The organism is Nocardioides convexus, assembly GCF_011090295.1.
Map to the genome: position 1 here is coordinate 2,839,407 of NZ_JAAMYA010000001.1, position 24,693 is coordinate 2,864,099.

30 protein-coding genes and 5 pseudogenes are annotated in these 24,693 nt (G+C 72.9%); 14 read left to right on the forward strand and 21 right to left on the reverse strand.

Features of this window, described 5'->3' with window-relative positions; genetic code table 11:
* Positions 1 to 48: 48 nt before the first annotated feature.
* The 3 genes and pseudogenes from G5V59_RS21380 to G5V59_RS21390 form a co-directional block, all read right to left on the reverse strand.
* A pseudogene (locus G5V59_RS21380) lies at positions 49 to 264 on the reverse strand (SPFH domain-containing protein); the annotation flags it as partial.
* A 77-nt stretch (positions 265 to 341) separates the two neighbouring features.
* On the reverse strand, positions 342 to 491 hold the full coding sequence (locus tag G5V59_RS21385) for a hypothetical protein (RefSeq protein WP_278257800.1): 150 nt from the start codon (positions 489 to 491) through the stop codon (positions 342 to 344).
* A 90-nt stretch (positions 492 to 581) separates the two neighbouring features.
* A complete protein-coding gene (locus tag G5V59_RS21390; protein WP_278257801.1) occupies positions 582 to 1,088 on the reverse strand; it encodes a hypothetical protein in 507 nt (168 codons plus the stop codon).
* A gap of 62 nt (positions 1,089 to 1,150) precedes the next feature.
* Between G5V59_RS21390 and G5V59_RS21395 the strand changes: the two genes are divergently transcribed.
* The 4 genes and pseudogenes from G5V59_RS21395 (at position 1,151) to G5V59_RS21410 (ending at position 4,168) form a co-directional block, all read left to right on the forward strand.
* A complete protein-coding gene (locus G5V59_RS21395; protein ID WP_278257802.1) occupies positions 1,151 to 2,053 on the forward strand; it encodes a TetR family transcriptional regulator in 903 nt (300 codons plus the stop codon).
* Between the two features lie 231 nt (positions 2,054 to 2,284).
* Positions 2,285 to 3,358 (forward strand): annotated as a pseudogene (locus G5V59_RS21400) (MMPL family transporter); the annotation flags it as partial.
* Positions 3,306 to 3,572, forward strand: a complete 267-nt coding sequence (locus tag G5V59_RS21405; RefSeq protein ID WP_278257803.1) for a hypothetical protein — start codon at positions 3,306 to 3,308, stop codon at positions 3,570 to 3,572. The pseudogene G5V59_RS21400 and the gene G5V59_RS21405, both read left to right, overlap by 53 nt.
* Complete coding sequence (locus G5V59_RS21410; protein ID WP_278257804.1) at positions 3,572 to 4,168, forward strand: MMPL family transporter; 597 nt, start codon at positions 3,572 to 3,574, stop codon at positions 4,166 to 4,168. The genes G5V59_RS21405 and G5V59_RS21410 overlap by 1 nt, the downstream gene beginning before the upstream one ends.
* A 162-nt stretch (positions 4,169 to 4,330) precedes the next feature.
* On the opposite strand, the gene G5V59_RS21415 is transcribed toward G5V59_RS21410, so the two are convergent.
* The 10 genes from G5V59_RS21415 to G5V59_RS21460 all read right to left on the reverse strand — a co-directional run bounded on the left by G5V59_RS21415 (position 4,331) and on the right by G5V59_RS21460 (position 11,854).
* Positions 4,331 to 4,810, reverse strand: a complete 480-nt coding sequence (locus tag G5V59_RS21415; protein WP_278259980.1) for a glutathione peroxidase — start codon at positions 4,808 to 4,810, stop codon at positions 4,331 to 4,333.
* 486 nt (positions 4,811 to 5,296) lie between these two features.
* Positions 5,297 to 5,551, reverse strand: a complete 255-nt coding sequence (locus tag G5V59_RS21420; protein WP_341351277.1) for a hypothetical protein — start codon at positions 5,549 to 5,551, stop codon at positions 5,297 to 5,299.
* Positions 5,552 to 5,619: 68 nt separating this feature from the next.
* Entirely contained in the window at positions 5,620 to 5,823 is a 204-nt protein-coding gene (locus tag G5V59_RS21425; protein WP_341351278.1) for a nitroreductase family protein, read from the reverse strand.
* 258 nt (positions 5,824 to 6,081) lie between these two features.
* Positions 6,082 to 6,468 carry a hypothetical protein gene (locus G5V59_RS21430; RefSeq protein ID WP_278257806.1) on the reverse strand — a complete coding sequence of 129 codons (387 nt, stop codon included), beginning with the start codon at positions 6,466 to 6,468 and terminating at the stop codon, positions 6,082 to 6,084.
* A 124-nt stretch (positions 6,469 to 6,592) separates the two neighbouring features.
* The gene (locus tag G5V59_RS21435) at positions 6,593 to 8,311 is read right to left on the reverse strand and encodes a glycosyltransferase (RefSeq protein ID WP_278257807.1); all 1,719 of its coding nucleotides are present in this window, start codon (positions 8,309 to 8,311) and stop codon (positions 6,593 to 6,595) included.
* Positions 8,308 to 8,448, reverse strand: coding sequence for a hypothetical protein (locus tag G5V59_RS21440; RefSeq protein ID WP_278257808.1), 141 nt, complete (start codon positions 8,446 to 8,448; stop codon positions 8,308 to 8,310). The genes G5V59_RS21435 and G5V59_RS21440 overlap by 4 nt, the downstream gene beginning before the upstream one ends.
* The gene (locus tag G5V59_RS21445; protein WP_278257809.1) at positions 8,441 to 9,046 is read right to left on the reverse strand and encodes a hypothetical protein; all 606 of its coding nucleotides are present in this window, start codon (positions 9,044 to 9,046) and stop codon (positions 8,441 to 8,443) included. Before G5V59_RS21445 ends, G5V59_RS21440 begins: the two co-directional genes overlap by 8 nt.
* Before the next feature lie 53 nt (positions 9,047 to 9,099).
* The gene (locus G5V59_RS21450) at positions 9,100 to 9,366 is read right to left on the reverse strand and encodes a hypothetical protein (RefSeq protein ID WP_278257810.1); all 267 of its coding nucleotides are present in this window, start codon (positions 9,364 to 9,366) and stop codon (positions 9,100 to 9,102) included.
* On the reverse strand, positions 9,363 to 10,982 hold the full coding sequence (locus tag G5V59_RS21455; RefSeq protein WP_278257811.1) for a sigma-70 family RNA polymerase sigma factor: 1,620 nt from the start codon (positions 10,980 to 10,982) through the stop codon (positions 9,363 to 9,365). The genes G5V59_RS21450 and G5V59_RS21455 overlap by 4 nt, the downstream gene beginning before the upstream one ends.
* 254 nt (positions 10,983 to 11,236) lie before the next feature.
* Positions 11,237 to 11,854, reverse strand: coding sequence for a hypothetical protein (locus G5V59_RS21460; protein ID WP_278257812.1), 618 nt, complete (start codon positions 11,852 to 11,854; stop codon positions 11,237 to 11,239).
* A gap of 445 nt (positions 11,855 to 12,299) precedes the next feature.
* Between G5V59_RS21460 and G5V59_RS21465 the strand changes: the two genes are divergently transcribed.
* Together G5V59_RS21465 and G5V59_RS21470 are read left to right on the forward strand one after the other, a co-directional pair.
* Entirely contained in the window at positions 12,300 to 12,980 is a 681-nt protein-coding gene (locus G5V59_RS21465) for a UDP-N-acetylglucosamine 2-epimerase (RefSeq protein ID WP_278257813.1), read from the forward strand.
* 26 nt (positions 12,981 to 13,006) lie between these two features.
* Entirely contained in the window at positions 13,007 to 13,978 is a 972-nt protein-coding gene (locus G5V59_RS21470) for a UDP-N-acetylglucosamine 2-epimerase (RefSeq protein WP_278257814.1), read from the forward strand.
* Between the two features lie 185 nt (positions 13,979 to 14,163).
* Here the strand turns inward: G5V59_RS21470 and G5V59_RS21475 are convergent, their stop codons facing one another.
* Complete coding sequence (locus G5V59_RS21475) at positions 14,164 to 14,742, reverse strand: LuxR C-terminal-related transcriptional regulator (protein WP_278257815.1); 579 nt, start codon at positions 14,740 to 14,742, stop codon at positions 14,164 to 14,166.
* 42 nt (positions 14,743 to 14,784) lie between these two features.
* Positions 14,785 to 15,948 carry a sensor domain-containing protein gene (locus G5V59_RS21480; protein ID WP_278257816.1) on the reverse strand — a complete coding sequence of 388 codons (1,164 nt, stop codon included), beginning with the start codon at positions 15,946 to 15,948 and terminating at the stop codon, positions 14,785 to 14,787.
* A gap of 131 nt (positions 15,949 to 16,079) precedes the next feature.
* Here G5V59_RS21480 and G5V59_RS21485 point away from each other — a divergent pair, with 131 nt between their 5' ends.
* The 4 genes and pseudogenes from G5V59_RS21485 to G5V59_RS21500 all read left to right on the forward strand — a co-directional run bounded on the left by G5V59_RS21485 (position 16,080) and on the right by G5V59_RS21500 (position 18,672).
* A complete protein-coding gene (locus G5V59_RS21485; RefSeq protein ID WP_278257817.1) occupies positions 16,080 to 16,667 on the forward strand; it encodes a hypothetical protein in 588 nt (195 codons plus the stop codon).
* Positions 16,643 to 17,875, forward strand: a pseudogene (locus G5V59_RS21490) (MMPL family transporter); the annotation flags it as partial. The gene G5V59_RS21485 and the pseudogene G5V59_RS21490, both read left to right, overlap by 25 nt.
* 115 nt (positions 17,876 to 17,990) lie before the next feature.
* Positions 17,991 to 18,128, forward strand: a pseudogene (locus G5V59_RS21495) (hypothetical protein); the annotation flags it as partial.
* Positions 18,129 to 18,309: 181 nt separating this feature from the next.
* Positions 18,310 to 18,672, forward strand: a complete 363-nt coding sequence (locus tag G5V59_RS21500) for a hypothetical protein (protein ID WP_278260328.1) — start codon at positions 18,310 to 18,312, stop codon at positions 18,670 to 18,672.
* On the opposite strand, the gene G5V59_RS21505 is transcribed toward G5V59_RS21500, so the two are convergent.
* The 4 genes and pseudogenes from G5V59_RS21505 to G5V59_RS21520 form a co-directional block, all read right to left on the reverse strand.
* On the reverse strand, positions 18,627 to 18,902 hold the full coding sequence (locus G5V59_RS21505; protein WP_278260329.1) for a hypothetical protein: 276 nt from the start codon (positions 18,900 to 18,902) through the stop codon (positions 18,627 to 18,629). The genes G5V59_RS21500 and G5V59_RS21505 overlap by 46 nt on opposite strands.
* The gene (locus tag G5V59_RS21510) at positions 18,899 to 19,237 is read right to left on the reverse strand and encodes a hypothetical protein (protein WP_278260330.1); all 339 of its coding nucleotides are present in this window, start codon (positions 19,235 to 19,237) and stop codon (positions 18,899 to 18,901) included. The genes G5V59_RS21505 and G5V59_RS21510 overlap by 4 nt, the downstream gene beginning before the upstream one ends.
* A gap of 79 nt (positions 19,238 to 19,316) precedes the next feature.
* Positions 19,317 to 19,751 (reverse strand): annotated as a pseudogene (locus G5V59_RS21515) (MFS transporter); the annotation flags it as partial.
* Between the two features lie 120 nt (positions 19,752 to 19,871).
* Positions 19,872 to 20,213, reverse strand: coding sequence for a hypothetical protein (locus G5V59_RS21520; RefSeq protein WP_278257818.1), 342 nt, complete (start codon positions 20,211 to 20,213; stop codon positions 19,872 to 19,874).
* Between the two features lie 18 nt (positions 20,214 to 20,231).
* Here G5V59_RS21520 and G5V59_RS21525 point away from each other — a divergent pair, with 18 nt between their 5' ends.
* On the forward strand, positions 20,232 to 20,666 hold the full coding sequence (locus G5V59_RS21525) for a hypothetical protein (protein WP_278257819.1): 435 nt from the start codon (positions 20,232 to 20,234) through the stop codon (positions 20,664 to 20,666).
* Between the two features lie 105 nt (positions 20,667 to 20,771).
* On the opposite strand, the gene G5V59_RS21530 is transcribed toward G5V59_RS21525, so the two are convergent.
* Both G5V59_RS21530 and G5V59_RS21535 read right to left on the reverse strand, forming a co-directional pair.
* Positions 20,772 to 20,969 carry a hypothetical protein gene (locus G5V59_RS21530; protein ID WP_278257820.1) on the reverse strand — a complete coding sequence of 66 codons (198 nt, stop codon included), beginning with the start codon at positions 20,967 to 20,969 and terminating at the stop codon, positions 20,772 to 20,774.
* Positions 20,920 to 21,336: a helix-turn-helix domain-containing protein gene (locus G5V59_RS21535; RefSeq protein WP_278257821.1), complete on the reverse strand. Its 417-nt coding sequence runs from the start codon at positions 21,334 to 21,336 to the stop codon at positions 20,920 to 20,922. The genes G5V59_RS21530 and G5V59_RS21535 overlap by 50 nt, the downstream gene beginning before the upstream one ends.
* 115 nt (positions 21,337 to 21,451) lie before the next feature.
* Here G5V59_RS21535 and G5V59_RS21540 point away from each other — a divergent pair, with 115 nt between their 5' ends.
* Genes G5V59_RS21540 through G5V59_RS21550 form a run of 3 tightly spaced genes read left to right on the forward strand, consistent with a single transcriptional unit; the run spans position 21,452 to position 24,434 of the window.
* On the forward strand, positions 21,452 to 21,766 hold the full coding sequence (locus G5V59_RS21540; RefSeq protein ID WP_278257822.1) for a hypothetical protein: 315 nt from the start codon (positions 21,452 to 21,454) through the stop codon (positions 21,764 to 21,766).
* Positions 21,730 to 24,021, forward strand: a complete 2,292-nt coding sequence (locus G5V59_RS21545; protein ID WP_341350998.1) for an amino acid permease — start codon at positions 21,730 to 21,732, stop codon at positions 24,019 to 24,021. Before G5V59_RS21540 ends, G5V59_RS21545 begins: the two co-directional genes overlap by 37 nt.
* The gene (locus G5V59_RS21550) at positions 24,018 to 24,434 is read left to right on the forward strand and encodes a hypothetical protein (protein ID WP_278257823.1); all 417 of its coding nucleotides are present in this window, start codon (positions 24,018 to 24,020) and stop codon (positions 24,432 to 24,434) included. Before G5V59_RS21545 ends, G5V59_RS21550 begins: the two co-directional genes overlap by 4 nt.
* Positions 24,435 to 24,693 lie beyond the last annotated feature (259 nt).

A 24,693-nucleotide genomic window follows, 5' to 3' on the forward strand; every position in this document is an offset into this window, starting at 1 on the left:
GCGCTGGGCGAAGGCCGCGCGGTCGCGGATGATCTGCTCGACCGTGAGGCCGCCGACGATCGAGCGCAGGGCGCCGGCGAGCACCTCCTGGGTGAAGGTCTCGATGTCGGCCTGCTGGGAGAGGAAGCGCTGTGCGCCGAGCCGGATCTGGTCGGCGTTGCCGCCGACCTTGACGATCGCGACGCCGTCGAGGTTGAGTTCGATGCCCTGGCCCGAGACCGCGCCCCGGATCTGCACCGAGATGCGGCGGCTCGACAGGTCCATCGTGGCGAGCTTCTGCACGAAGGGCACCACGAAGACACCGCCACCGAGCACGACCTTCTGCCCGGACAGGTCCGTGGTCAGGCTCGCCGGTCTCCGGGTTGATCACCGCCTTGCCCTTGCGGCCGGTGACGATGAACGCCTGGTTGGGACCGGCCACCTTGTAGCGGCTGGTGACCAGCAGCACGAGGAGCACCAGCAGGACGACGATGCCGGCGATCGGCACCCACACAGCGGAATCCATGGTCTCGACTTTCACTCGGGGAGAGGGGGTTGCCAGACCTCGGTCACGCTGACCGCGGTCGGGGAGAGCACGCCGGTCACGTTGACCTCGGCACCGGCCTCGATGGGCAGGTGCGCGCTGGCGTTGAGCCTGGAGGGGGTGACCGCCGACGAGGACCCGGACGACGCCGTACCCCTCGGCGGGGATGGCGGTGATCACCCGGGCGGTGCGCCCGACGCTGTCGGAGATGCTGACGGTGCCGTCGCTCGGGCCGTCCTTGACCAGCCGGGTCAGCCACGAGGCGAACCAGCCGACGACGACACCCGAGCCCGCGCCCACCGCGAGGCTGACGGCCATCGGCGCACCTGCGCCGTCGGCGATCGCGCCGCCGAAGCCGAAGGCCGAGACGAAGCCGCCGATCACGGCGGTCGAGATCCAGTCGGCCTCCAGCGCGTCGAGGTGACCGTCGAGGACGTCGCCGGCGACCAGCGAGACCAGCAGCACGGCGAGCCCGACGAGGCCGAGGACGAGGAAGACGGTCACGGACGCTCCAGCACTGGGGCCGGCGGATCCGGCAGGTGCCGCGAATCGTATCCAGGCCCACCTCGCCGGAAACCCACGTGACGGTCGTCACAAAGTTGCACCGTCGTACTAAAGAGTGCAAAGATGCACTCATGGATCAGCCTGTGCAATCGCCGGGAGGCCAAGCGGCACCAGACCGCGCTGCGTCTCCAGCAGTGCGCGGTGCGGCTGACCGTGGACAAGGGCTTCGACGGCTGGACCATCGACGACCTGGCCGTCGCCGCGGACGTCTCGCGCCGCACGGTGTTCAACTACTTCGACGGCAAGGCCGAGGTCGTCCTCGGACCGGAGCCCGAGGTCGACCGAGGAGCGCCTCGACGCCTTCGTCGCGGGCGGTCCCACCGGCCGGCTCTTCGACGACCTGCTCGCGCTCGCCCACGAGGCGACCCGCGAGAAGGCCTCCTCGGAGCACGACCTCGCGGCCGTGCGCGAGGCCGTGATGGGCGACCCGCGCCTGCTCCGCCTGGTGCACGAGCGCTTCGAGATGGCCGCGACCCTGCTGGGCGACTGCGTGCGGCAGCGCGAGGGCGCCGACTTCCCCGACGACCGGGTCCGGCTGCTCCTGCGCACGCTGATGACCTGCTTCGACCATGCCCTCGAGCGCACGGCGGACGACGCCGAGCACACCTTCGCCGAGCACTTCGACGCGACGGTGGACGACCTCCGCACGATCCTCACCTGATCTCCCTCCACCCCCTCCCCCTGCAGCACCTGCCCGGAGAACCCCGGTCAGGCCCTTCCCACCAGGAGACCTCCACCATGGCCCGCCTGCTCTACAAGGCTCGGCTCCACCGCCTACCGGCGCTGGCCGATCTTCATCTCCGCATGGCTGCTGCTCGCCGTCGTCGTCGGCGCCCTCGCCAGCACCGTCTCGAAGCCCTTCAACGACGAGTTCAGCATCCCCGGCATCCCGTCCGAGAAGGCCGCGCAGATCCAGAAAGAGTCTGTTCCCCGAGTCCGGGGACGCCTTCGACGACGCGAGCGTGAACGTCGTCATCGGCGCCCGCGAGGGGCACACGCTCGACGACGCGGCGACCGCCCCGGCCGTCGCCGAACTGATCCAGGCCATCAAGGGCCTGCCCCAGATGTCGAAGGACCCGGCCGACAACCAGCGGCTGGCCAACCCCGTCGAGACTCGCCAAGGCCGACCTCGACCGCTACGTCAAGGGCGCCCAGGACTCCGGCGGCGACGTCGCCCAGGCGCGCGCCGACGCGGCCGCGACCTCTCCGGTCGCCGACGACGGCCGCTTCGGCCTGATGAGCTTCTCCTGGGACGTCAAGAAGCCCGCAGACGTGAAGCAGGGCAGCATCGAGGCGCTGGAGAAGGCGATCGGCAAGGCGCAGGACGCCGGGCTGGTCGCTGAGTTCAACGGTCCCGGCTCGCAGACCCAGCCGGAGATGGGCATGACCTCCGAGGCGATCGGCATCGCCGTCGCCCTGATCGTGCTGGTGCTCACCTTCGGCACCCTGGTCGCCGCCGGCATGCCGCTGGTCACCGCCGTCCTCGGTGTCGGCATCGGCCTGTCCGGCGTCACGGCGATGACCGCCGTGATGGACCTCAACTCCTCCACCACCATGCTCGCCTCGATGGTCGGGCTCGCGGTCGGCATCGACTACGCGCTGTTCATCCTGGCCCGCTACCGCAACGAGCCTGCACCACACCGACGACCGCGAGCACGCCATCGGCCTCGCCGTCGGCACCGCCGGGTCGGCCGTCGTCTTCGCCGGCCTGACCGTGCTCATCGCGCTGTCCGCGCTGTCGGTGGTCAACATCCCGTTCCTCACCGCGATGGGTCTCGCCGCCGCGGCGACGGTGCTCGTCGCCGTACTGGTGGCGCTGACGCTGCTGCCCGCGATCCTCGGCATGCTCAAGGGCAAGGCGTTCGCCGGCCGGGTACGTCGCTACGAGCCGAAGCGCGACGACGAGGGCCGCGTCCTCAACAACGGCGTGCGCTGGGCCCGCACCGTGGGCAGGTACCCGCTCGCCTTCACCGCGGTCGTGGTCGTCGCCCTCGGCGCCCTGGCCCTGCCGCTCAAGGACCTGCACCTGGCGTTCCCGACGGACAGCACCGCCGCGAGCGACACCACCCAGCGCAAGGCCTCGGACCTGATGACCGAGCACTTCGGCGCCGGCCGCGAGGGCCCGCTGCTGGTCGTCGTGGATGCCCGCAAGGTGGCCGAGGCCGACCGTGGCAAAGCGTTCGCCGACGTGACCGCGTGGGCCGGTGGCCTGGACGACGTGAAGAACGCCCAGGCTCGTGCAGCCCAACCCCGAGGGCACCGGCGCGCTGATCCAGGTGACGCCGTCGTCCGGCCCGGACGAGACCGCCACCCAGGACCTGCTGCTCGCACTGCGCGACGGCCAGGCGGGCATCGAGTCCGACACCGGCGCGACCATCGGGATCACCGGCCTGACCGCCATCACGACCGACATCTCCGACCGCCTCAGGCTCGGCCCTGCCGATCTACCTGGCGATCGTCATCGGCCTGGCGTTCCTGCTGCTGATGCTGGTGTTCCGCTCGATCCTGGTCCCGCTGACCGCGACCCTCGGCTTCCTGCTCTCGGTGCTCGCCACCCTGGGCGCCACGGTCGCGATCTTCCAGAACGGCACCTTCGGTCTCTTCGAGCCGCAGCCGATCGTGAGCTTCATGCCGATCTTCCTGATCGGCCTGGTGTTCGGCCTGGCGATGGACTACCAGGTGTTCCTGGTGACCCGGATGCGCGAGGCGCACGTGCACGGCATGAGCACCCGGGAGGCGGTCGTCGACGGCTTCCGCAACAGCGCCCGCGTGGTCACCGCGGCGGCGACGATCATGATCGCGGTCTTCGCGGCCTTCATGCTGCAGAGCGAGCCGATCGTGCAGTCGATGGGCTTCGCGCTCGCCTCGGCGATCGTGTTCGACGCCTTCATCGTCCGCCTGGTGCTCATCCCGGCCACGCTCTACCTGCTGGGCGAGAAGGCCTGGTGGCTGCCGAAGTGGCTGGACCGGGTCCTGCCGAACGTCGACGTCGAGGGCGAGTCCCTCGAGCGCCGGGCCCCCGGTGCCCGGGGCGACCTGGACGACGACCTCGACCAGGACCGCGAGCTCGCGGGCGTCTGAGGTCGACTTGGGACTTCCCACCGTCGACTTGGGACTTCCCACCTGACATGACCGTCCCCCGGTCGTGGCCTTCGGGCCGCGCCGGGGGACGGTTGGTTCAGGAGGCGGACAACTCCCAACTCACGGGTGGGAACCCCCAACTCGCGGGTGGGAACCCCCAACTCAACCGAGGGCCTTCTCGATGTCGGTGGTGAGCTTCTCGGGCTTGGTCGTGGGGGCGAAGCGGTCGATGACCTGGCCGTCACGGCCCACCAGGAACTTGGTGAAGTTCCACTTGATCTTGCCGCCGAGCAGGCCGCCCTGCTCCTTCTTGAGCCACTCGTAGAGCGGGTGGGTGTCGTCGCCGTTGACGTCGATCTTCGAGAACAGCGGGAAGTCGACGCCGAAGTTGCGCTCGCAGAAGGTGGCGATCTCGTCCTCGTCGCCCGGCTCCTGGTGACCGAACTGGTCGCAGGGGAAGCCGAGCACGGTGAACCCGCGGTCGCCGTACTTGTCGTAGAGCTCCTGGAGCCCCTGGTACTGCGGCGTGAACCCGCACTTGGAGGCGGTGTTGACGACGAGGACCACCGAGCCGTCGTACGACGACAGGTCGACCTGCTGCCCGTCGATGCCGGTGGCGGAGAAGTCGCTGAGGCTGGTCATGACGTCCAGTGTGTCACCGGCGCCGCAGCCCGCGCGCCTGGAGCAGCGCGAACCGGCCACGACCAGCGCCTGCGCGACCGCCCAGACGCGTCCGGCGGTGCCCAGGTCGAGGGCGCCCGTGACGGCGACGTCGAGGGACGCCGCGACCCAGACCGCGTTGGCGCCGACGATGGTCCAGCCACCCGCCGGACCGAGCGCGCCGCGGGCGTAGAGCGCGACGCCGGCGGCGTAGACGGCGAGGAAGGCACCGAGCACGCGGTAGGTCGCCGCGTCCCCGCCGAGCAGGTCCGCGAGCGGTCCGGCGGCGACGAGGTAGACCAGCGCGTTCGCGCCGGTGATGACGGCGTCGGCGCCGAACCAGAGACGGAGCCGGGTCGCGGGGGCCGAGGTGGTGGCGAGAGTGGTCATGTCTCCTCCTGGGAGGGCTGGGGATCGGTTGCCCGAAGCCTCACCCGGCGCAGGTGCTGCTGACGATGACCTCCGAGGTCATGCCGTCTCGGGCCCGGACGGGTCGAGACCCGGCCAGGCGTGCCCCCACTGCTCGTCGTACGCCGTCTCGGGGAGCGGGCGGCGGGAGCGGACCCGGTGCTCCCGCTCGGCGTCGCGCTCCGGCACCTCCTCGGGGTTGCCGCGCACGCCGACGGCGATGCCCGCGACCAGGCGGGCGTCGGCCGGGACGCCGAGACCGGCGGCGACCGCGTCGTGGTCGAAGCCCCCGAACTGGTGGGCGTGCAGGCCCATCGCACGCGCCTGGAGGGTGAGGTGCGCGGAGGCCTGGCCGACGTCGTGCAGCGGCACGAGGAGGTCGCTCAGGCTCGTTGCCGTCCTGGCCGACCACGGCCACGGAGAGGAAGACGACCGAGGCGCGCGGCACCCAGCCGGAGTTGCCACGACTCAGGTGCGGCACGAGCACCTGGTGCGCCGCGCTCCCGCGGGGGGGCGACCACGTAGCGCCACGGCTGGCGGTTGCCCGAGCTCGGGGCCCACTGCGCGGCCTCCAGGAGGCGGGTGATCTCGGCGGCGGAGAGACTCGTGCTCGGCGTCGAAGACGCTGGGGCTCCAGCGCGAGCGGAGCGGCTCGGCGATGTCGACCGGGTTCATGTCCCCGAGTATGTCCGGACCCCGGGTGCCCTGAGGACGTCAGGACACCCGGGGCGCTGGGTGTGCACTCAGGCGGCGGTGGCCGAGCCCTTGCGCAGCCTTGCGACCGGCGTACACCGAGCCGCCCAGGACCGCGGCGGTGGCCGAGGCGGTCGCGAGGCCGGCCGGGGTCAGCGGCAGGCCGGGGACGTCGGCGGTCCGGGCGTTGTCGCCGCAGACCGTCTTGCCGATGTCGATCGAGGCGACGGAGCCTGTTCGGGCCCATCCCGATGTGCAGCGCGGTGGCCGAGGTCTGCGGGCCGGTGGTGTCGACCTTGTTGACGTCGAGGCTGATCACCGAGGAGAACGGCGCCGGGATCGAGAACGAGCCGTCGGCGTTGACCGGGATCCGCACCTCGGGGCCGGGGATGCCGAGGATCACCGTCTGCGCGACGAGCGTGACGTTCGCCAGGGTCGAGCCCGCGGAGAACCCCGTGGTGCCGTCGGCCGGGCCGGCGGTGCAGTACGAGTAGAGCGAGGCTGGCCTCGAGCCGGAACCGGAACCCGGTGCCCGCCACCGCGAAGCTCGGCAGGTTGACCAGCGCCGGGCCGGAGGTGGACGCGACGCACTTGCCGTCGTCGCCGACCGACAGGGTCCCACCGTTGCCGACGATGCCGGCGCACGCGGCCGAGGTGCCGTTGTCACGGGCAACGGCCGTCTGGTCGTAGAGACCGGTGTTGGTCAGCGTGACGCCGGGGAACAGTGGGATCAGGCCGTCGAGGGAGCCTGGTCACCTTCGGGGTCGAGCCGTCGTTGGCGGCGTTCGAGTCCGGGATGAGCGGCACCGTCAGCGCGGCGATCTGGATCGCCGACGCCTCGGCCTGGCTGACGGTCGCGGCCTGGGCCGCTCCGGCCGACAGCAACGTCAGCGCCGCAGCGGCCGAGACGATCCGCAACCCATGGGTGAGGCCGCGGAGTCCGGGGACACGGGACATGTTGGTTTCCTTCACTGGATCGCCGGAGCCCTGCTGGCGCCGGACATCGAGGAGCCGTCGGGTACGACGGCCGGGGTGCTGGGAGCGAGCACGCGGCTGGTCTTGGCCCAGCCGTGCTGGGACCGCAGGACCCGGTAGAACCCGGTCCACACGGAGGCGAGCATCAGGTAGGTGTAGCCCCAGTAGGCGAGGCCGAGGCCGACGGCGGCACGGCGCGACAGGGTCGGCTCGCAGCGCAGCCGGTAGACCAGGCCCCACACCACGAGCGGGCCGATGCCGAAGGCCGCCACCAGCGGGATCAGGCCCCAGGCACCCTCCAGGAACCAGCCCGTCACGCCGGTCGGGTGGATCAGCGCCCAGTAGGCGAGGATCCCGGTCGAGGCCGTGTAGACGACGGTCCCGATCAGCTGGGTCCACGGGATCATCAGGAAGTAGGAGATCTCCACCGCCGAGGGCGTCGAGATCTGCTTGCTGAGCAGCACCCGCCGGAAGTACTTCGCGCACTGCATGCCGCCCTGCGCCCACCGTGCCCGCTGGCGGATGAGCGGGCGCACCTGCGGCAGGCCCTCCTGGGCGACCCAGGTGTCGTCGCAGTAGCGGTTGTCCCAGCCCGCGAGCAGCACGTGCAGGCCGAGTCTCGAAGTCCTCGAGGAGGGCACCGTGCCAGGGTGTGTCGTTCTCCGCGGCGATCGCGTCGAGGACGACGAGCCGGGTGAACTGGCCGTTCCCACCCATCCCCGCCGAGCCGATCCGGTGCCGCAGGTGCTGCATCGCCGCGATCACGGTGCGGAACTCCAGGTCCTGCAAGGTCACCAGCAGTCGGCCCAGCCGGGTCTCCGCGGCCGGGTCGCCGGCGTCGGGACGACCGGCGAGACCGCGGTTCATCATCCGCACCTGGACCTGGACGGCGCCCACCCGCGGGTCGCCGAAGCCACCGGGACCGGCGATCACGTCGAGCGCGTCAGGGGCCAGCCGGCCGTCGGCGTCGACCACGCCGATGACGACCTTCGCCGCGTCGTACGACGGGTCGTGGGTCGCGAGCCAGGCCTTGATCAGCCGCCAGGCGGCGTTGAGCGCCGCACCCTTGCCCTGACGGGCCTCCGGCGCGCGCCGGCTGACCAGGTGCACGTGGTCGTCGGCCGCGGCGAGCCCGGCGAGGATCGTGCCGGTCGCGTCGGCGGAGTCGTCGTCGACGCACCACAGGTGGGCCGTCGGGTGGTCGTGGCGCAGCCGGGCGACGGTGCGCGCGATCACCACCTCCTCGTCGAGGCAGGGCAGGATCAGGTGCACGTCGAGGTCGCGCGCGTCGCCGGCCGGCTCCGGGCGCCGGCGCAGGAAGGGCACCAGGATCGCGAGGACGTAGGCCAGGAAGAGCACGCAGAGGACGAGCGCGGCCAGGTCGACCGCGGCGGAGCCGAGGATCACCGCAGGGCGTCCTTCGGTCGGGAGACGAAGAGCCGGACGAAGAGCACGGCACCGAGCACGAAGCCGACGGTGGTGATCGCGCTGCCGAGGAAGACGTGCGAGAAGTCGTAGCCGCGCTCGAAGCCCCACTCACGCATCGAGAGGATGATCGCGGCGATCCGGATCTCGTTGGCGAGCACCAGCACGGCGGCGAAGCTGGGCGACGGAGACCGCGACGCGGCTGACCGGCATCGAGCGGTACCAGACGAAGGGCGCGCAGCAGAGGGTCAGGATCGCCAGCAGCGGGCCGATGCTGCAGCCCGCGGCGAGGCTCACGCCCGCCAGGTGGCCGTCGATCCGCACGAGCACCGCGGTGCCGATCTGCTGGGCGTCGATGCCGCCCAGGCTCCAGCAGCCGGGTCTGCACCCACGCCTCGCCGATGCGGACCTCGCGGGCGACGACGAACAGCAGCACCGCGAGCGCCACCAGGGCGAGCGCGACCAGGTGACGGCGTGCGAACCGGCGCGGCCGCTCGGCCGCGCGCTTGCCTCGCGCCACGTCAGCGGGTCCGCTGGTTCAGGTCGATCGCCGCGTAGCGCAGCAGGAGCAGGCCGGCCATCGCGCCGGCGAGGGCCAGGAGCAGGAATCCGACGCCCTCGAAGCCGGTCGCCGCGAGGACGCCTCCGGTGGCCCCGGTGACCGTCGTACCGCCGTTGTACATCGTCCCTCGCTTCGCGCTGCTCTCGTGCTGTCACTCTCCTGACAACACAGGGCGCCGTTGCTTACGCGAGTCGGCGAAGTTTTCTGCTCAGGTCTCGTCGCAGCCGCGGGAAAGCAGCGGGGCGAGCGCGCAGACGACCGACTGCCCGCCGGGGACGGGCTGCTGGCCGGCCTCGTGCTCGTCGAGGGCGGCCAGCGCGTCGTACCCGGTCGGGAAGGGGCCGGTGTACGTCGTCACGCCGGTCCCGTGGTCGGTGCACACCAGGATGTGCGGCTGGTCCAGCAGCAGGGCGTCCGAGCGGTCGACGCCGTCGAGGACGTCCCGCGCGACCGCCTCGTCCGCGAGGGTGCTCATCGGGCGATCGTCACCGTCGCGACGTTGTTGGCCGGATCGGGGTCCACCACGCCGGCGACCTGGGCGACCGTGACGGTGGCCTGCGAGGCGCCCGAGGTGAGCACGCCGACGCTGAGCCTGGGTGACGGCGGTGTCGGGACCGTTCCACCGGCAGGCTGATCGACGCCTCGGGCCGGATCACCTCGCCGGGCAGTCCGCCGACGGCCCCCGGGCACTGCCAGCCGTCGCTGGCGAGCCTTGATCGGGAACCCGACGACATCGGTGACCACGACCCTCACCTCCGTGCCGGTGCGCACGTTGAGGAGTGGCACGGTGATCCGGGTCAGCGCCTGGCCGAGCACGCTGGTGACGCCGGTCGAGGGCTGCCCGACGGCGACGTCGGGCGAGATGCCCGGCGGGGTGGTCGGCGTGGTCGGCGTGGTCGGTGTCGTCGGCGACGTGGGCGTGGTCGGCGCGGTGGGTGTCACCGGGGCCGGCGACGGCAGGACGGGCTTCGTGGGCTTCGTGGGTACGACGAGCTCCGGCGTCGGCCGTGAGGTCGGCTTCTCCGCCGCCGGGACGGCCGGCGGGACCGAGGCGGCCGGGGTGACCGGGGTGACCGGGGTGACCGGCACGCTCCGCGTGGTCCGCGTGGCCGGCGGGACGACGGTGTCCGGCCGGGGCGGCAGGACCGTGCGCCGCGCGGGCACCAGGTCGGTCGGGACCGGGTCGACCACGTGCGCGGTGGTGGCCACGGCCCGGTCCGGCGAGTGCTGCCCGGCTCCGGTCAGCACCATCGGCAGCGCGATGGCGCCGCCCACCACACCGGCGGCGACGGTCGCGGCGATGCCGGTCTTCGCGGCCGAGAGGAAACCGTGCCCGGGAGCCGCGGCCGTCGTGGCGGCACCGGAGGTCCCCAGCCCGTACAGGCCCAGGACGCCGGGGCCGAGCACGATCGGGACGAGCAGCGCACCGAGGCGGTCGTTGACCTCGCCGAGGTCGGCCAGCGCCAGCGTGCAGTCGAGGCAGCCGTCGAGGTGGGCGATCAGGCCGGGCTTCTTGCGGCGGTCGAGCGCGCCGCGGGCGTACGCCGGGAGCAGCGGCGCCCAGGTCCGGCAGGCCGGTTCGGACGCGGCGCCGAGGTGCGCGGAGAGGTAGGCCTGGCGCAGTCCCTCGCGGGCGCGGAAGCTCAGCGCGGCGACGGCGTTGGCCTTGATGCCCAGGTGCAGGGCCACCTCCTGGTGCGGGAGGCCCTCGACGGCGGTGTACCAGAGCACGGCCTGCCAGCGCTCGGGCAGGCTGCGGTAGGCCTCGGCGACGGCCTGGTTGTCGAAACGCTGGTCCGGGTCGTCGCTCAGGCTCAGCGCCTCGGTCGGCGGCAGGGCGTCGTAGTCCTCGACGAGGTCGTAGCGCCGCTCGGTGCGGACCGTGTTGCTCCAGATGCTGCGGATCGAGGTGAGCAGGTAGGAGCGGAAGGACACCGTCGGGCCGAGGTCGCGCTGCAGGGCGTCGAGCACCTTGGCGAAGGCCTCGGCGACGAGGTCGTCGGCGTGGCTGTGGCCGGCGAGGCTGCCGGCGAAGGCGGTGGCGGCGCCGCGGTGGCGCTCGAAGAGCCTGGGCATAGGCGTCGGGATCACCGGCGCGGACCCGGCTGAGCAGGACGGGATCGCCGTCCTGCAGGGGGTCGACCATCTGTGCGGTCACGGAGCCTGTTCCTTCGGTGGAGGAGGGCGCGGACCCGACGGTCGCGCCTTGACGGTCCGAGAGCGAGTCTGATCGCGGGGAAGACCCACACGAAGCACACGAGGAGGAGGAGGACGGCGGCCGCCACGAGCCTGGGCGAGACGGGCGCGCCGGCCACCGGGGAGGTGGCGCCAGAGCCAGGCGTACATCAGCCCACCACCTGGCGCAGGCTCATCGGGCAGGCCGTCCGCGGCGGGCTGGCTGCGCACCAGGCTCGGCGTGCACGACGTAGCGCTGGCTGCTGCCGTAGAGCGGGTGGCAGGAGGTGAGCGTCATCAGCGCTCGGCTCGGCGTGGCGCCCGGAGTGTCGGGGACCGGGGCGATCACGTCCAGTGCGCCCGGCTCGACGATCTCGTGGGCGGTGACGCGGTAGACGAACCACGAGCCCGCCGTCCGTACGCCGACCACGTCGCCCGTGCGCAACCGGTCGATGTCGGTGAAGGCACTGCCGTGGGTGAGCCGGTGCCCGGCGACGGAGAAGTTGCCGACCTGGCCCGGCAGCGCGGTCCCGAGGTAGTGACCGACCCCGCGGGCCAGGCTCGTCCAGACCGGTCCCCTCGACGACCTCGCGGCGCCACTGCGTCCCGAAGCGGGGCACCCGGATCGTCGCGAACGCCTCACCGGTGCGCGGCGCGCTCGGCTCCGGCGCGGGCGTCGCGGCGTCGTCCCACCGCTGCTCGAGCTCGGTCGCCGCGGAGGTCTGCCGGTGGGCGGCGATCCGGTCGTCGACCACGAGGTACCAACCGAGGTAGAGAAGGGTCAGCACGCTGGCCGTCAGCACCAGGCTCGGCGGTGACGAGCACACGGAGACGACGGCGCTCGGCGGGCGCGCGGCGGAGCGATCCGGCGCGATGACGGGCGCTCCCGTCCGGCGCGGGCGCAGGCTCCCGCCGTGGCGGCAGCGCCGTCACTCGGTCTCGTTGCTCCACTGTTGGTCCCCGGTACTGCTGGTGGTTCTTCGCGTCCACGCTTCGGCGCGCGTGGACCGATTCGGCGAAGCCGACACCACCTAGACGGCCCAGGAGGCATTTCCTTACGCGATTCCGGTTTTTCTCGCACGGACTGCAACCGGATCCGGCAACACTCGCCCGCGCAGGCGCGTAAGGAACCGGCACCAACGGTGTCGGAGACGTGGTGGGCGGCTGGAGGGAGGCCGCCCACCACCCGAGCCCCCGGAGGAACCGTTGCAGCACGCGCCCACCCGCCATCCCGTGGCGATCGTCTACGGCACCCGCCCCGAGGCGGTGAAGGTCGCCCCGCTGTGGCGCGCCCTCCAGGCCCATCCGCGGCTGCGCCCGGTGCTGATCTCGACCGGGCAGCACCGCGACCTGCTCCGCGAGCCTGCACGCGTGGTTCGGCATGGAGCCCGACGTGGACCTCGCCGTGATGACCGAGGGACAGGGCCTGCCCGGCCTCACCAGCCGGGTGCTCACCGCGCTGACCGCCCAGCCTGGAGGAGCCTGCGGCCGGCGGCGGTGGTCGTCCACGGCGACACCACGACGTCGATGGCCGGCGCCCTCGCGGCCCGGTACGCCGGCGTGCCCGTCGTGCACCTCGAGGCCGGCCTGCGCACCCACGACCTGCTCTCGCCGTTCCCGGAGGAGCCTCAACCGCCGGCTCACCGGGGTGATGGCCGACCTGCACCTCGCGCCCACCGCGCTCTCGCGGACCAACCTGCTCGCCGAGGGGGTCCGCGACGAGGCGATCGTCGTCACCGGCAACACCGTCATCGACGCCCTGCTCGAGACCAGCGAGCGGGCGCACCCGATCGAGGACCCCACCGTGCGGGCCACGATCGACTCCGCCGAACGGCTGGTGGTGGCCACCCTGCACCGCCGCGAGTCGCACGGCGCCCCGCTGCGCCGGGTCGCGGAGGCGCTGGAGGAGCCTGACCAGCCGCTCCCCCGGTCTGAAGGTCGTGCTGCCGCTGCACCCCAACCCGCAGGTCCGCGCCAGCCTCGGCGACGTCGTCGACCGCTGCCCCGACATCACCGTCTGCGCGCCGATGGCCTACCCGCAGTTCGTCTCGCTGCTGTCCGCGGCCGACCTGCTGGTCACCGACTCCGGCGGCATCCAGGAGGAGGCACCCAGCCTCGACAAGCCGATCCTGGTCGTCCGCGAGAGCACCGAGCGGCCCGAGGCCGTCGAGGCCGGGACCGCACGGCTGGTCGGGACCGACCCCGACCTGCTCGTCACCGAGGCGCTGCGCCTGCTGCACGACCCGGTCGCCTACCGCTCCATGGCCCGGATCCCGAACCCCTTCGGCGACGGCACCGCCGGCCTGCGCTGCGCCGAGGCGATCGCCGAGTTCGCTGGGCGTCGGTGTGGCGGCGGCGGTGGCCTGATGTCGCTGTTCCGGCCGGTACGACGCGGCGCGCGGCCGACCGCGCTGGTCCCGCACCGGGCGCGCGACCTCGCCGACGCGCTGATCCACCACGGTGACCTGGAGGAGGCGGGCCGGGCCCTCGGTGCGTCGTACGCCGACGACGGGGAGGGCCTCGACGTCTGCCTCGCCGAGTCTCGACGACACCTGCCGGGCGGTCAGCGGCGAGCCCGCCGACCCGGTGCTGTCGCGGCAGGTGTCCCTGGGCTGGGCGGAGGCGACGCAGCAGCGCTACAACAGCCTCGACTGCGCGGACCCGCTCACCGGCCTGCCGAGCATCCAGCACGTGCAGTCGCAGGTGGCGGCGCTCTACCGCGCGGCCGGCGACGGGTGGCTGGTGGACGCCGACATCGCTCACAGCCACACGCTGGTCGTGATCGACCTGCCGCGGGTGCGCGACGACCTCGCCGCCGGCTTCTCCCGGATGGAGAAGGCGCTGCGCAAGGCGACCGCCGCCGACCTGCTCCGCCAGCGCCTGCCCGAGTGCGCGCAGGTGGCGGAGCCTGAACGCGTGCCGCCTCGTGGGCCTGGTACGACGCTCGCCGGACCTGCACCGGCGGCTGGCCCAAGTGGTCACGGACCTCGACCGGCGGCTGCAGGCTCTCGCCCAGCCAGGGCCGGTGCCGGGCGTGGAGCGAGAGCCTGCCGGTCAGCCCGGAGGCGGCCCGGAGGCTCATCGACGAGCTCGCCCGCTAGGTCTCCGCTACACCCGCAACCAGGCCAGCACCGCCCGTACCCGGCGGTGGTCGTCGGTGTCGGCGGGCAGGTCGAGCCTTCGCGAAGATGCCGTTGATGTGCTTGGCGACGGCCTTCTCGCTGACCACGAGGGCCTGCGCGATGCCGGCGTTGGCGCGGCCCTCGGCCATCAGTGCCAGCACCTCGCGCTCGCGGTCGGTGAGCCGCTCGAGGGGCGAGTCCCGGCGCCGCTCGAGCACCGCGGCGACCACGGAGGGGTCGAGCACCGTCGCGCCGTCGGCGACCCTGCGCACGGCGTCGACGAACTCCGCGACGTCGGAGACCCGGTCCTTGAGCAGGTAGCCCACGGCGCCCTCGCCGCTGGCCAGCAGACTCGCGGGCGTAGAGCCTGCTCGACGTACTGGGACAGGACCAGGACGGGGGAAGCCGGGACGCCGGGCCCGGGCGGCGATCGCGGCCCGCAGGCCCTCGTCGGTGAACGACGGCGGCATCCGCACGTCGACCACCGCCGCGTCCGCCGCGGGGTCCGCCAGGGCGCGCTCCAGCGCCGGCAGGTTGTCGACGGCGTGCAGCACCTCGAAGCCCTTGGCCTCCAGGAGCCTGGATGAGCCCGGCCCTCAGGAGCGCGTGGTCTTCGGCGAGGACGATGCGCACGGGACCTCCCAGACCACGACGGTCGGGCCACCGGGCGGGCTCGACACGGACATCGTGCCGTCGAAGGCGGCCAGGCGTGCGGCGACGCCCTGGAGACCGGAGCCGGAGGCCGGGTCGGCACCACCGCGGCCGTCGTCGCCGACCTCGCCGCGCAGCACGCCGTCGGCGTGCCGCAGGCTGATCCAGGTCTGGTCCGCCTCCGCGTGCTTGGCGGCGTTGGCGAGGCACTCGGCGACGGTGAAGTAGACCGCCGACTCGACGGGCGCCGGCAGCCGTTCGGGTACGTCGAGCGCGAGACTCCACCGGCAGCACCATGTCCAGCGCCAGCGCGGACACCGCGCCGGTGAGCCCGCGGTCGGCCAGCACCGGGGGATGGATCCCGCGGACCACGTCGCGCAGGCTCGCCGAGCGCGGTCGAGGAGGTCGAGCGGGCGTCGTTGACCAGCCGCCGGGCGGCGTCCGGATCGGTCTCGAAGAGGTCGTCGGCCAGGCCCAGGCTCAGCGACACCGCCGCCAGGCGGGCCTGCGGGCCGTCGTGGAGGTCGCGCTCGATGCGGCGCAGGCTCCGCGGCGGAGTGGTCGACGACGACCGCACGCGACACGGTCAAGGCCTCGACCCGGCGCTCCAGGTGCTCGGTGCGTCCGATCGTGAGCAGGGCGCGGTCGACCCACGCCCGGGCGCGCAGGAGCGGGCCGGCGCCGTACCACCACAGGGGCCAGGTGACCACGGCCAGCAGCAGCACCAGCGTCAGCAACGAGACCGCGAAGCCGGCGGTGACCGCCCACAGCACCCAGAGCAGGTCGCGCCAGGTCATCGGGTCCACGGCGCGGACCTGGAGGCCGGCGAGCGGGCCACCCCGCAGCGGCAGGTACGACGCCGTGACCGGTGCGCCGAGGACCCGGCCGGCCATCGTGCGGTGCCAGCCGACGAGCACCCGCAGCACGGGCAGGAGGCCGGCGAGCAGGAGCACGCCGACCCACACCACGACGAGCACGGCGCTGACCAGGGTGAGCACGAGGACCACCACGAGCGGGACGAGGAGGAGCACCGGAGAGCGGCGTACCCGGTCGCCTCCCACCGTCCGGCACGCGGCGGGACCTCGGGCTCGGACGACCTGTTCACGCATCCATCCTGTCGTGCTCACCCGGTCCGCGCAGGGGTGCAGGCACCACCTCCGGTCGGGACGCACCACCCCTGACCGGCGGCGCCCGCGCCGCGAGGCTCGGAGCATCTCTTCCGCACCCCTCAGGAGCCCCGATGTCCCACCTCTCCGCGTTGCCCACCCGCGCCGCGCGCTGGAGCGCCACCCACCCCTGGCGGGCGATCGGCGCCTGGCTGCTGCTCGTCGTCGTCGCGGTGGGCCTGGCCGCCGCCGTGCCGACCCAGCAGGTCAGCGACGCCGACTACCGCACCGGCGACTCCGGTCGCGCCGAGACGCTGCTCGACGATGCCGGCCTCGACAGCCCGCCGACCGAGAACGTCCTGGTCACCGCCCGCTCGGGTGCCCTCGACGCCGCCGACGCACGGGCCGCCGCCGCGGACGTGCGGGCCAGGATGACCGGGTTGAAGGGGGTGGCGGACGTCGGCGACCCGGTGACGAGCGCCGACCGGAGTGCCGTGCTGGTCCCGGTGGAGCCTGACCTCCGACGAGATCGACGCCGGGCCGCTGGTGGCCGCGACCGCCGCCGTGCAGAAGGCCCATCCCGGGCTCCGGCTCGCCCAGGCCGGCGACGTCACCATCGACGACGCGGTCAACGACCGGGTGGCCGAGGACCTGCACTCGGCCGAGCCTGGTCAGCCTGCCGATCACCCTGGTGCTCATGCTGCTGGCGTTCGGCGCGCTGATCGCCGCCGGCCTGCCGGTGCTGCTCGCCGCGACCAGCACCGTCGCCACGATCGGCATCTCCGCACCGATCTCGCACCTGGTCCCGGCCGAGTCGACGGTCACCAGCATGATCGTGCTGATCGGGATGGCGGTCGGCGTCGACTACTCGCTGTTCTACCTCAAGCGCGAGCGCCAGGAGCGGGCTGCCGGGCGGACGACGCTCGACGCCGTCGCCATCGCCGCGGAGACCTCCGGGCACGCCATCCTGGTCTCCGGCGGAGCCGTGATCGCCGCCCTGGCGGGCCTCTTCGTGCTCACCGACGTCACCTTCAACTCGCTGGCGACCGGCTCGATCCTGGTCGTGGCCATCGCCGTGCTCGGCTCGATCACCGTGCTGCCGGCGCTGCTGGTCAAGCTCGGGCGCTGGGTCGACAGGCCGCGCGTGCCGCTGCTGTGGCGGCTCACCTCCCGGGCCCGCACGGGATCCGTCAGCGGCCGGCTGCTCGGGCCCGTCGTACGGCACCCCGCGGCGGCGTTGGTGGTCGCCGGTCTGGGCATCGTGGCGCTCGCCGTGCCGGCCCTGTCGATGAGGACCCACCAGGCCAGCGCCGAGACGCTGCCGCGCGACATCCCGGTCGTGCAGACCTACCGCGCGCTGACGAAGGCCTTCCCCGCCGAGGGCACCTCGGCCCAGGTCGTCGTGACCGGCGTGGACGAGCAGGCTGCGCGGGCCGGGCTGGACCGGCTCGCTGCGGCCGCGGCGAGGTCCGCCGACTTCGCCACCACCGGTGCCACCGTGCAGACCTCCGAGGACGGCCGCACGTCGGTGATCGACCTCGGCATGCCGTACGACGAGTCCGACGACCGTGCCACGGCCGCGATCGAGCGGCTGCGCTCCACCCTGGTCCCCGAGGTCTTCACGGGCAGCGGGGCGGAGGTGAAGGTCGGCGGTGGCGCCGCGGAGTCGCTCGACAACGCCGACAAGCAGGGCGGGCGGATGCCGCTGCTGCTGGGCTTCGTCCTCCTGCTGACGATGGTGATGATGATCGCGGCCTTCCGCAGCGTGCTGCTCGGCGTGATCTCGACGGTGCTCAACCTGGCGTCGGTCGGGGTCGCCTTCGGCATCCTCTCGATCGTCTTCCAGCACGGGGTCGGGGAGTCGCTGCTCGACTTCACCAGCCCCGGCTTCGTGATCGACTGGATCCCGGTCTTCGTGCTGGTCGTGCTCGTCGGGCTGTCGATGGACTACCACGTCTTCGTGCTCAGCCGGGTGCGCGAGTCTGGTCGACAGCGGCCTGCCCGTGCGCCAGGCCGTGCACCGCGGGATCGCCGACACCGCGGGCGTGATCACCAGCGCCGCGGCGGTGATGGTCTCGGTGTTCGCGATCTTCGCGACGCTCTCCATGCTCGAGATGAAGATGATGGGGGTCGGGCTCGCCGCCGCGATCCTCGTCGATGCGACCCTGATCCGCCTGGTCGTGCTCCCCGCCGTGCTGGTCCTGCTCGGCGAGCGGGCCTGGCCGCGGCGCCGACGGACGGCCGGGCCGGTGGTCGCTCCGGGGACGCTGCCCGACGAGCTTGCTGGTGCCGGTGGGCCGCTGATCGCCTGTTTCAATGGCGCGGTGCTGCACTCCTTCCACCTCGCCGAGCCTGCCCCGGACGGTGACCGCGCGGGCGCTGGTGCGCCCGCCGGCCGCCGTACCGGGGCTGCGGCATGCGGAGTCCCTGGCGATGATGCGGCTCGGCTCGCCGACCGTGTCCCCCGAGCGGCTGCAGCCTGCGCCGGCTCGCGGTGTTCGCGGCCTGGGACGACGAGGCGGCTCTGGACCGCTACCTCGACCGCGACCCGCTCGGCCGCCGGCTCGCGGAGGGCTGGCACGTGCGCCTGCAGTTCCTGCGCCGCTACGGCGAGGTGGCCGCGCTCGCGCCGCTGCCGCAGCGGGCCGGCGACTGGGACCCGGAGGAGCCGGTCGTGGCGGTCACCCTGGCCCGGCTCCGGCTGCCCGAGCCTGCCCCGCTTCCTGAGTCTGGGGCAAGCCGGTCGAGCGGCTCGTCGCCGGCCACCCGGCGGCGGTGTTCTCGACCGCGGCGATGCGGCCGCCGCGCACCTTCTCGACGTTCTCCATCTGGCGCACCGTGCGCGAGATGACCTCGATGGTGCACGGGCGCGACGACGCGGTCGCCGAGGCGCCGGCGCACGCGGTGGCGATGGCCGAGCAGCGGCGGCGCGACTTCCACCACGAGTCGGCCTTCATGAGGTTCCGGCCGCTAGCGGAGCACGGCACCTGGCAGGGTCGCCGGCTCCTCCCCTGAGTCCCGGGTCCCGGTCAGCACCGAGAGCACCGCAGCGATCGCGCAGAGCGCGGCACCCGCCCACCACGCGTAGGTGTAGGAGCCGAAGCTTGTCCCGGACGACGCCGGCGCCGAGGGCCGCGACCGCGGCGCCGATCTGGTGCGCGGCGAAGACCCAGCCGAACACGATCGTGCCGCGCTCGCCGAAGGCCTCCCGGCACAGCGCCACCGTCGGCGGCACGGTCGCGACCCAGTCCAGGCCGTAGATCACGATGAAGAGCACCATGCTCGGGTGCACGCTCGCCGCGAGCAGTCTGCGGCAGCAGGAGCAGGCCGAGGCCGCGGAAGAGGTAGTAGGCCACCAGCAGGGCGCGCGGGTCGGCTTTGTCGGTCAGCCAGCCCGAGGCGATCGTCCCGACGATGTCGAAGATCCCGACCACCGCCAGCAGCCCGGCCGCGGTGGTGCTCGCCATCCCGTGGTCGTGGGCGGAGGGGATGAAGTGGATGCCGATCAGGCCGTTGGTCGTCGCACCGCAGATCGCGAAGGCCACGGCCAGCGCCCAGAACGAGCGCCGGCGGGCGGCGTACGTCAGCCCCTCGATCGCGCGCCGGGCGGCGCCACCGTGCTGGCGCGGCGGTGGGGTCCAGTCCGCCGCGGCGCCGTACGGCGTGGCACCGCGCTCCTCCGGGTGGTCGCGGACCACCCACCACACCACCGGTACGACGGCCAGCGCCGCCCCCGCCACGACCAGGGACGCCGCGCGCCAGCCCGCGCCGTCGGCCAGGCTCGCGACGATCGGCAGGAAGATCAGCTCGCCCGGTCGCCGAGCCCGCGGTGAGCACGCCCATCACCAGGCCGCGACGCTGCTCGAACCACCGGTTGGCGATCGTCGCCGCGAAGACCAGTGCCATCGAGCCGGTCCCGAGCCCGATCAGCACGCCCCAGCACAGGAGGAGCCTGCCAGGAGGCGGTCATGAACACGCTGCCACCGGCCCCCGCGGCGACGAGGGTGAGCGCGCCGGCCACGACGCGTCGTACCCCGAGCTCGGTCCATCAGGGCCGCGGCGAAGGGCGCGGTCAGCCCGAAGAGCACCAGGTTGATGCTCACCGCCAGCGACATGATGCTCGTCGACCACCCGAACTCGTCGTGCAGCGGCACCATCAGCGCCCCCGGCGCCGCGCGGAAGCCGGCCGCCCCGATCAGCGCGAGGAAGGCGACCGCGGCGACCGGCCACGCCGGGTGGATCCGGCTGGCTTTCTTGAGCGAAGTCACGCGGGTAGGCTAGCAGCCATGCCCCTGCGCTCGGACTGGTCGACGGAGCACTGCCCGATCCGCCGCTCGCTCGACGTCCTCGGCGACCCGTGGATCCTGCTGATCGTGCGCGACGTGCTGCACGGCAACGGCCGCTTCGAGCAGGCTGCGCGACAACCTCGGCATCTCCGAGGCCGTGCTGTCCCGCCGGCTGCGGGCGATGCGCGAGGCGGGGCTGCTGGACACCGTCGACTACACCCGCGGCGGCCGCACCCGGCAGCGGTACGTCGCCACCGAGGCCGCCGCCGACCTGCTCCCCCTGCTCCACCAGGCTCGCGATCTGGGGCGAGCGGCACACGGCCGAGCCCGACGGCGGGGCGCACATGGCACTCGTGCACGCGGTGTGCGGCGCGGAGACCCACGAGGCCGAGCGGTGCTCGGCGTGCGGGGAGGTGCTGCGGCCCGAGGACATGACCTGGGTCAAGCCGTGGCTGGGCACCGAGCACCACCTGCGGGCGGCGGGCGCGTAGCGCTCCTCGGAGAGGTCGGGACAGCCGGTCCACCCGGCGGCGGCGCTCATCAGCCTGCTCGCGGCACAACGCGTAGGTGAAGCCCTCCTTGCCGCAGCAGATCCCCAGGCCGAAGCCGTCCTCCAGCGCGATCAGGCTCTCCGCGACCGTGCGCGCCGGCGCCGTCAGCCGGAAGACGTCGGCCCGCACGCCCTCGGTCAGGATCTCCTCGTAGAGCGCGCGCTGCGAGCCGCACAGGCTCGGTCATGAAGGCGGCGTGGCGCGGGTCCCGGGCCTTCGCGACCGCCACCTGGTAGAGCGCGAGCGAAAGCGGCTCGTCCTCGGGACGGGGCAGGCCCAGGTCGACCATGGTGGAGAGCCGGGCGCGCGGGTCGTCGAGGGCCGCGGTCGCCGTACGGCGCTCGTCGAGGTAGCGCTCGGAGGCGAGCAGGTGCACGTGGTGGAGCGGACTCGTCGACGTCGTCGTAGTAGTAGTACACCGAGCCGGTGGCCATGTCCGCCTCGCGCGCGACGTCCTTCATCCGCACCCCCGCCGGGCCGCGCACGTTGATGACCGCGACGGCCGCGGCGAGCAGCCCCTGCCGGCGAGCCGCCTGGTCGCGCTTCCGGGGCACCCACGCCCTCCTCCCGACGCATCCGCTCGACCGCGGGCATTGCTCTGTGACGATTGACCCGCGGCGGTTGTTCGATGAATGTTTCGAAGAATACCGCCGACCCGAGGAGACCTCGATGTCCTCAGCCGCACCGACCGAGCACAGTGCCCACTACGAGCAGCAGGCTCTCGCGCTCGCTGACCCTGCGCGGCAACGTGCTCATCACGCTCTCCTCGGTCACCCCCGCCTCCAGCGTCTTCATCATCATCCCCACGGTGATCGCCGCCGTCGGGGGCGCGTCCTTCCTCGCCTTCCTGCTCGCCGCGGGCGTCGCCGCGTGCATGGGGCTGTGCTACGCCGAGACTCGCCTCGGCGTTCCCGATCGCGGGAGGCGAGTACGCCTTCGCCGGCCGGGTGCTCGGGCGGGCCGCCGGCTTCTCGCTGTTCCTGATGAACGCGCTCAGCCTGACGATGATCATCGGCGTCATCGCGCTCGGCACCGGCGAGTACCTCGCCGCCGCCTTCTCCGGCGCGAACTCGAAGTGGGTCGGGGTCGTGGTGATCGTGGTGTGCTCGGGCGTCGCGGTCCTCAACATCCGCACCAACGCCTGGATCACCGGAGTCTTCCTGGCGCTGGAGATGGTGGCCGTGGTGGTCGTCTGCGCCCTCGGCTTCGCGAACGTCTCCCGCCCGGTCAGCACCCTGTGGGACGCCCAGACCATCGGCGACCACGGCACCCTCGTCGGGGTCGGGCTCGGCCTCATCGCCGGCCAGACGGCCACCGCGCTCTTCGCCTACAACGGCTACGGCGCCGCGATCTACTTCGCCGAGGAGACCCACGGCGCCCGCAAGGTGATGGGCAAGGTCGTCCTCGTCGCCCTCGCCGTCACGGTGGCCGCCGAGATCCTGCCGCTGACCGCCGTGCTCCTCGGTGCGCCCGACATGGCCCGGCTGGTCGGCGCCGACAACCCGATGGAGTACTTCATGGAGTCGCGCGGCTCCCACGGCGTCAACGTCGCGGTCAGCCTGGCCATCGCCATCGCGATCATCAACGCGACCGTCGCGATCATCCTGCAGGCCGGGCGCACCCTCTTCAGCGCCGCCCGGGACCGCGCCTTCCCCGACCCGGTCAGCCGACTGTTCGGCTACGTGCACCCGACCCTGCAGACCCCGCCCTTCGCGACCCTCTTCGTCGGCCTGGTCGCCGCCACCCTCGCGGCCTTCGTGCCGATCGCGTCGCTGATCACCAGCACCGGGGCCACCCTCGTCGCGCTCTACGTGTTCGTCGCGCTCTCGGCGCTCGTCGGGCGTCGTACAGGGGCGACGGGCGCGGCGGAGTACCGCATGCCGCTCTTCCCGCTCCCGCCGGTCATCATCGTGATCGCCCTCGCCTACGTGACCTACGAGGTCGGCAAGGCCAACCTCTGGCAGATCGTGATCGCGCTGGGCGCGCTCGCCGTCGGCTTCCTCTACTACCTGGCCTACCTGCGCCCCCGCAGCGCGGACCGCTGGACCATGCTGAGCGCGGCTCCCGAGGAGATCCTCCCCGGCGAGTCTCGGCCTCGGCGCGACCGTCAAGGAGATCTGATGCCGCTCGACCACCCCCTCCGCAAGCGCGCCCGCGACCACGGCCTGCCGCTGGACGGTGAGCCCGGCGCGTGGAACGCGATCACCGACGTACCGGGCGTGGAGGTCGGGTACACCACCCTCGTCGAGGGCTCCGGCGCCCTCGACGAGGGCCACGGCCCGGTCCGCACCGGTGTGACCGCGATCCTGCCGCTGGGCCGCGAGGGCGTCGGTACCTCGTGCGCCGCCGGCTTCCACTCCCTCAACGGCAACGGCGAGACTCACCGGCAGCCACTGGCTGGAGGAGTCCGGCAGCCTCGCCCTGCCGGTCGGGATCACCAACACCCACGCCGTCGGAGCCGTCCACCGCGGCGTCCTCGCCTGGTCGCTGCGCACCAACCCCGCGATCAAGAACGCCTGGCACCTGCCGGTGGTCGGCGAGACCTGGGACGGCTACCTCAACGACATCAACGGCGACCACGTCCAGCCCCACCACGCGGAGGCCGCCCTCGACGCCGCGACCTCCGGTCCGCTCGAGGAGGGCTCGGTCGGCGGAGGCACCGGGATGAACTGCTACGCCTTCAAGGGCGGCACCGGCACCAGGCTCGCGCGCGGTGCGGGTCGGTGGCAACACCTACACCGTCGGCGTGCTCCTGCAGGCGAACTTCGGCTCCCGCCGCGAGACTCACCGTCGCCGGCCGCAAGGTCGGCCGCGAGCACGTCGCCGACAACCCGATGGAGGACTCCGACTGGCTCGCGCCGCCCGGCGCCGGCTCCTGCATCGGCATCGTCGCCACCGACGCGCCCCTGCTCCCCGGCCAGTGCAAGGCTCTGGCCCGCCGCGTCCCGCTCGGCCTGGCCCGCACCGGTACGACGGGCAGCCACTTCTCCGGCGACATCTTCCTGGCCTTCTCCACCGCCAACCGCGGCGCCCTCGACAGCGCCATCGGCCCGGCGCCCGAGCGGCTCAGCCGGATGGACTTCCTCCCCTGGGGCGCGATCGACCCGCTCTACGAGGCCGTCGTGCAGGCGAGCGAGGAGAGCGTGCTCAACGCACTGGTCGCCGCGCAGACCATGACCGGCCGGGACGGGCACCGCAGCCCGGGGTTCCCGGTCTCGGCGCTCGCCGGGCCCTGGTGAGCCAGGTCGGCCGGTCAGCGGTCGTCGAGTCGCCGCTGCTGCTCACTCACCTCGACCAGTTCCATCAGCGCTCGGCGCTGCGCGGTGGCGCTGTCCTGGCTCGAGGCCGTCGCGATCGCCTGCTCGCGCAGCGCCCGGCGCAACCCGTCCTCCCGCAGGAGAGCGCGCTCGAGGCGGGCCTCGAGGTCGGCGATCGGGGCCTCCGGCCCGGCGCTGCCCGCGTCCGGCTGGAGAAGGCGATGGACCTCTCGCGGGTCGATGTCCAAGAGCCTCCACCGGCAAGGGCTCGACACGCTTGGACAGTGCGCAGTACGTCGCGAGGTCGTCCCAGGACGTCGTCGTCCGCTTCTCGCCGTCGGGGGCGGCGGGATAGCGAGGGTGGAGGAACCACGTGCGGACGGTGTCGTCGTTGACCCGGGCAAGCCACGCCGCATCGCGAACGGAGAGCCTCGCGCGGGGCCTGTGCAGGAGTCATAGCAACTGAAATGCTAGACGCCCGCCCGGCAAATGTCTCGGCGCGCCTACCTGCTATTTGACTTGCTATAACTCACGATCTTTACGTCAGCAGCCGACGGAACCCGGCCATCGTTCGTCAGCCGGCACTGGACGGATGCCGATCACGGGACGAGACTTGCTAGCCCATCAGGAGGCGCACATGCCGAAGCCGACGAT

Bases quoted from the DNA above. Each gene is read 5' to 3' on its own strand.
- G5V59_RS21440 (WP_278257808.1), bottom strand. From the start codon at position 8,448: ATGCGTGAGTGGGGCTTCGAGCGCGGCTACGACTTCTCGCACGTCTTC.
- G5V59_RS21415 (WP_278259980.1), bottom strand. From the start codon at position 4,810: ATGACCAGCCTCAGCGACTTCTCCGCCACCGGCATCGACGGGCAGCAG.
- G5V59_RS21450 (WP_278257810.1), bottom strand. From the start codon at position 9,366: ATGAGCACCCTCGCGGACGAGGCGGTCGCGCGGGACGTCCTCGACGGC.
- G5V59_RS21410 (WP_278257804.1), top strand. From the start codon at position 3,572: ATGCTGGTGTTCCGCTCGATCCTGGTCCCGCTGACCGCGACCCTCGGC.
- G5V59_RS21420 (WP_341351277.1), bottom strand. From the start codon at position 5,551: ATGGGCCTGCACGCCCACCAGTTCGGGGGCTTCGACCACGACGCGGTC.
- G5V59_RS21525 (WP_278257819.1), top strand. From the start codon at position 20,232: ATGCCCCTGCGCTCGGACTGGTCGACGGAGCACTGCCCGATCCGCCGC.
- G5V59_RS21540 (WP_278257822.1), top strand. From the start codon at position 21,452: ATGTCCTCAGCCGCACCGACCGAGCACAGTGCCCACTACGAGCAGCAG.
- G5V59_RS21395 (WP_278257802.1), top strand. From the start codon at position 1,151: ATGCACTCATGGATCAGCCTGTGCAATCGCCGGGAGGCCAAGCGGCAC.
- G5V59_RS21505 (WP_278260329.1), bottom strand. From the start codon at position 18,902: ATGAAGGCCGACTCGTGGTGGAAGTCGCGCCGCCGCTGCTCGGCCATC.
- G5V59_RS21480 (WP_278257816.1), bottom strand. From the start codon at position 15,948: ATGCGTGAACAGGTCGTCCGAGCCCGAGGTCCCGCCGCGTGCCGGACG.
- G5V59_RS21530 (WP_278257820.1), bottom strand. From the start codon at position 20,969: ATGACCGAGCCTGTGCGGCTCGCAGCGCGCGCTCTACGAGGAGATCCT.
- G5V59_RS21485 (WP_278257817.1), top strand. From the start codon at position 16,080: ATGTCCCACCTCTCCGCGTTGCCCACCCGCGCCGCGCGCTGGAGCGCC.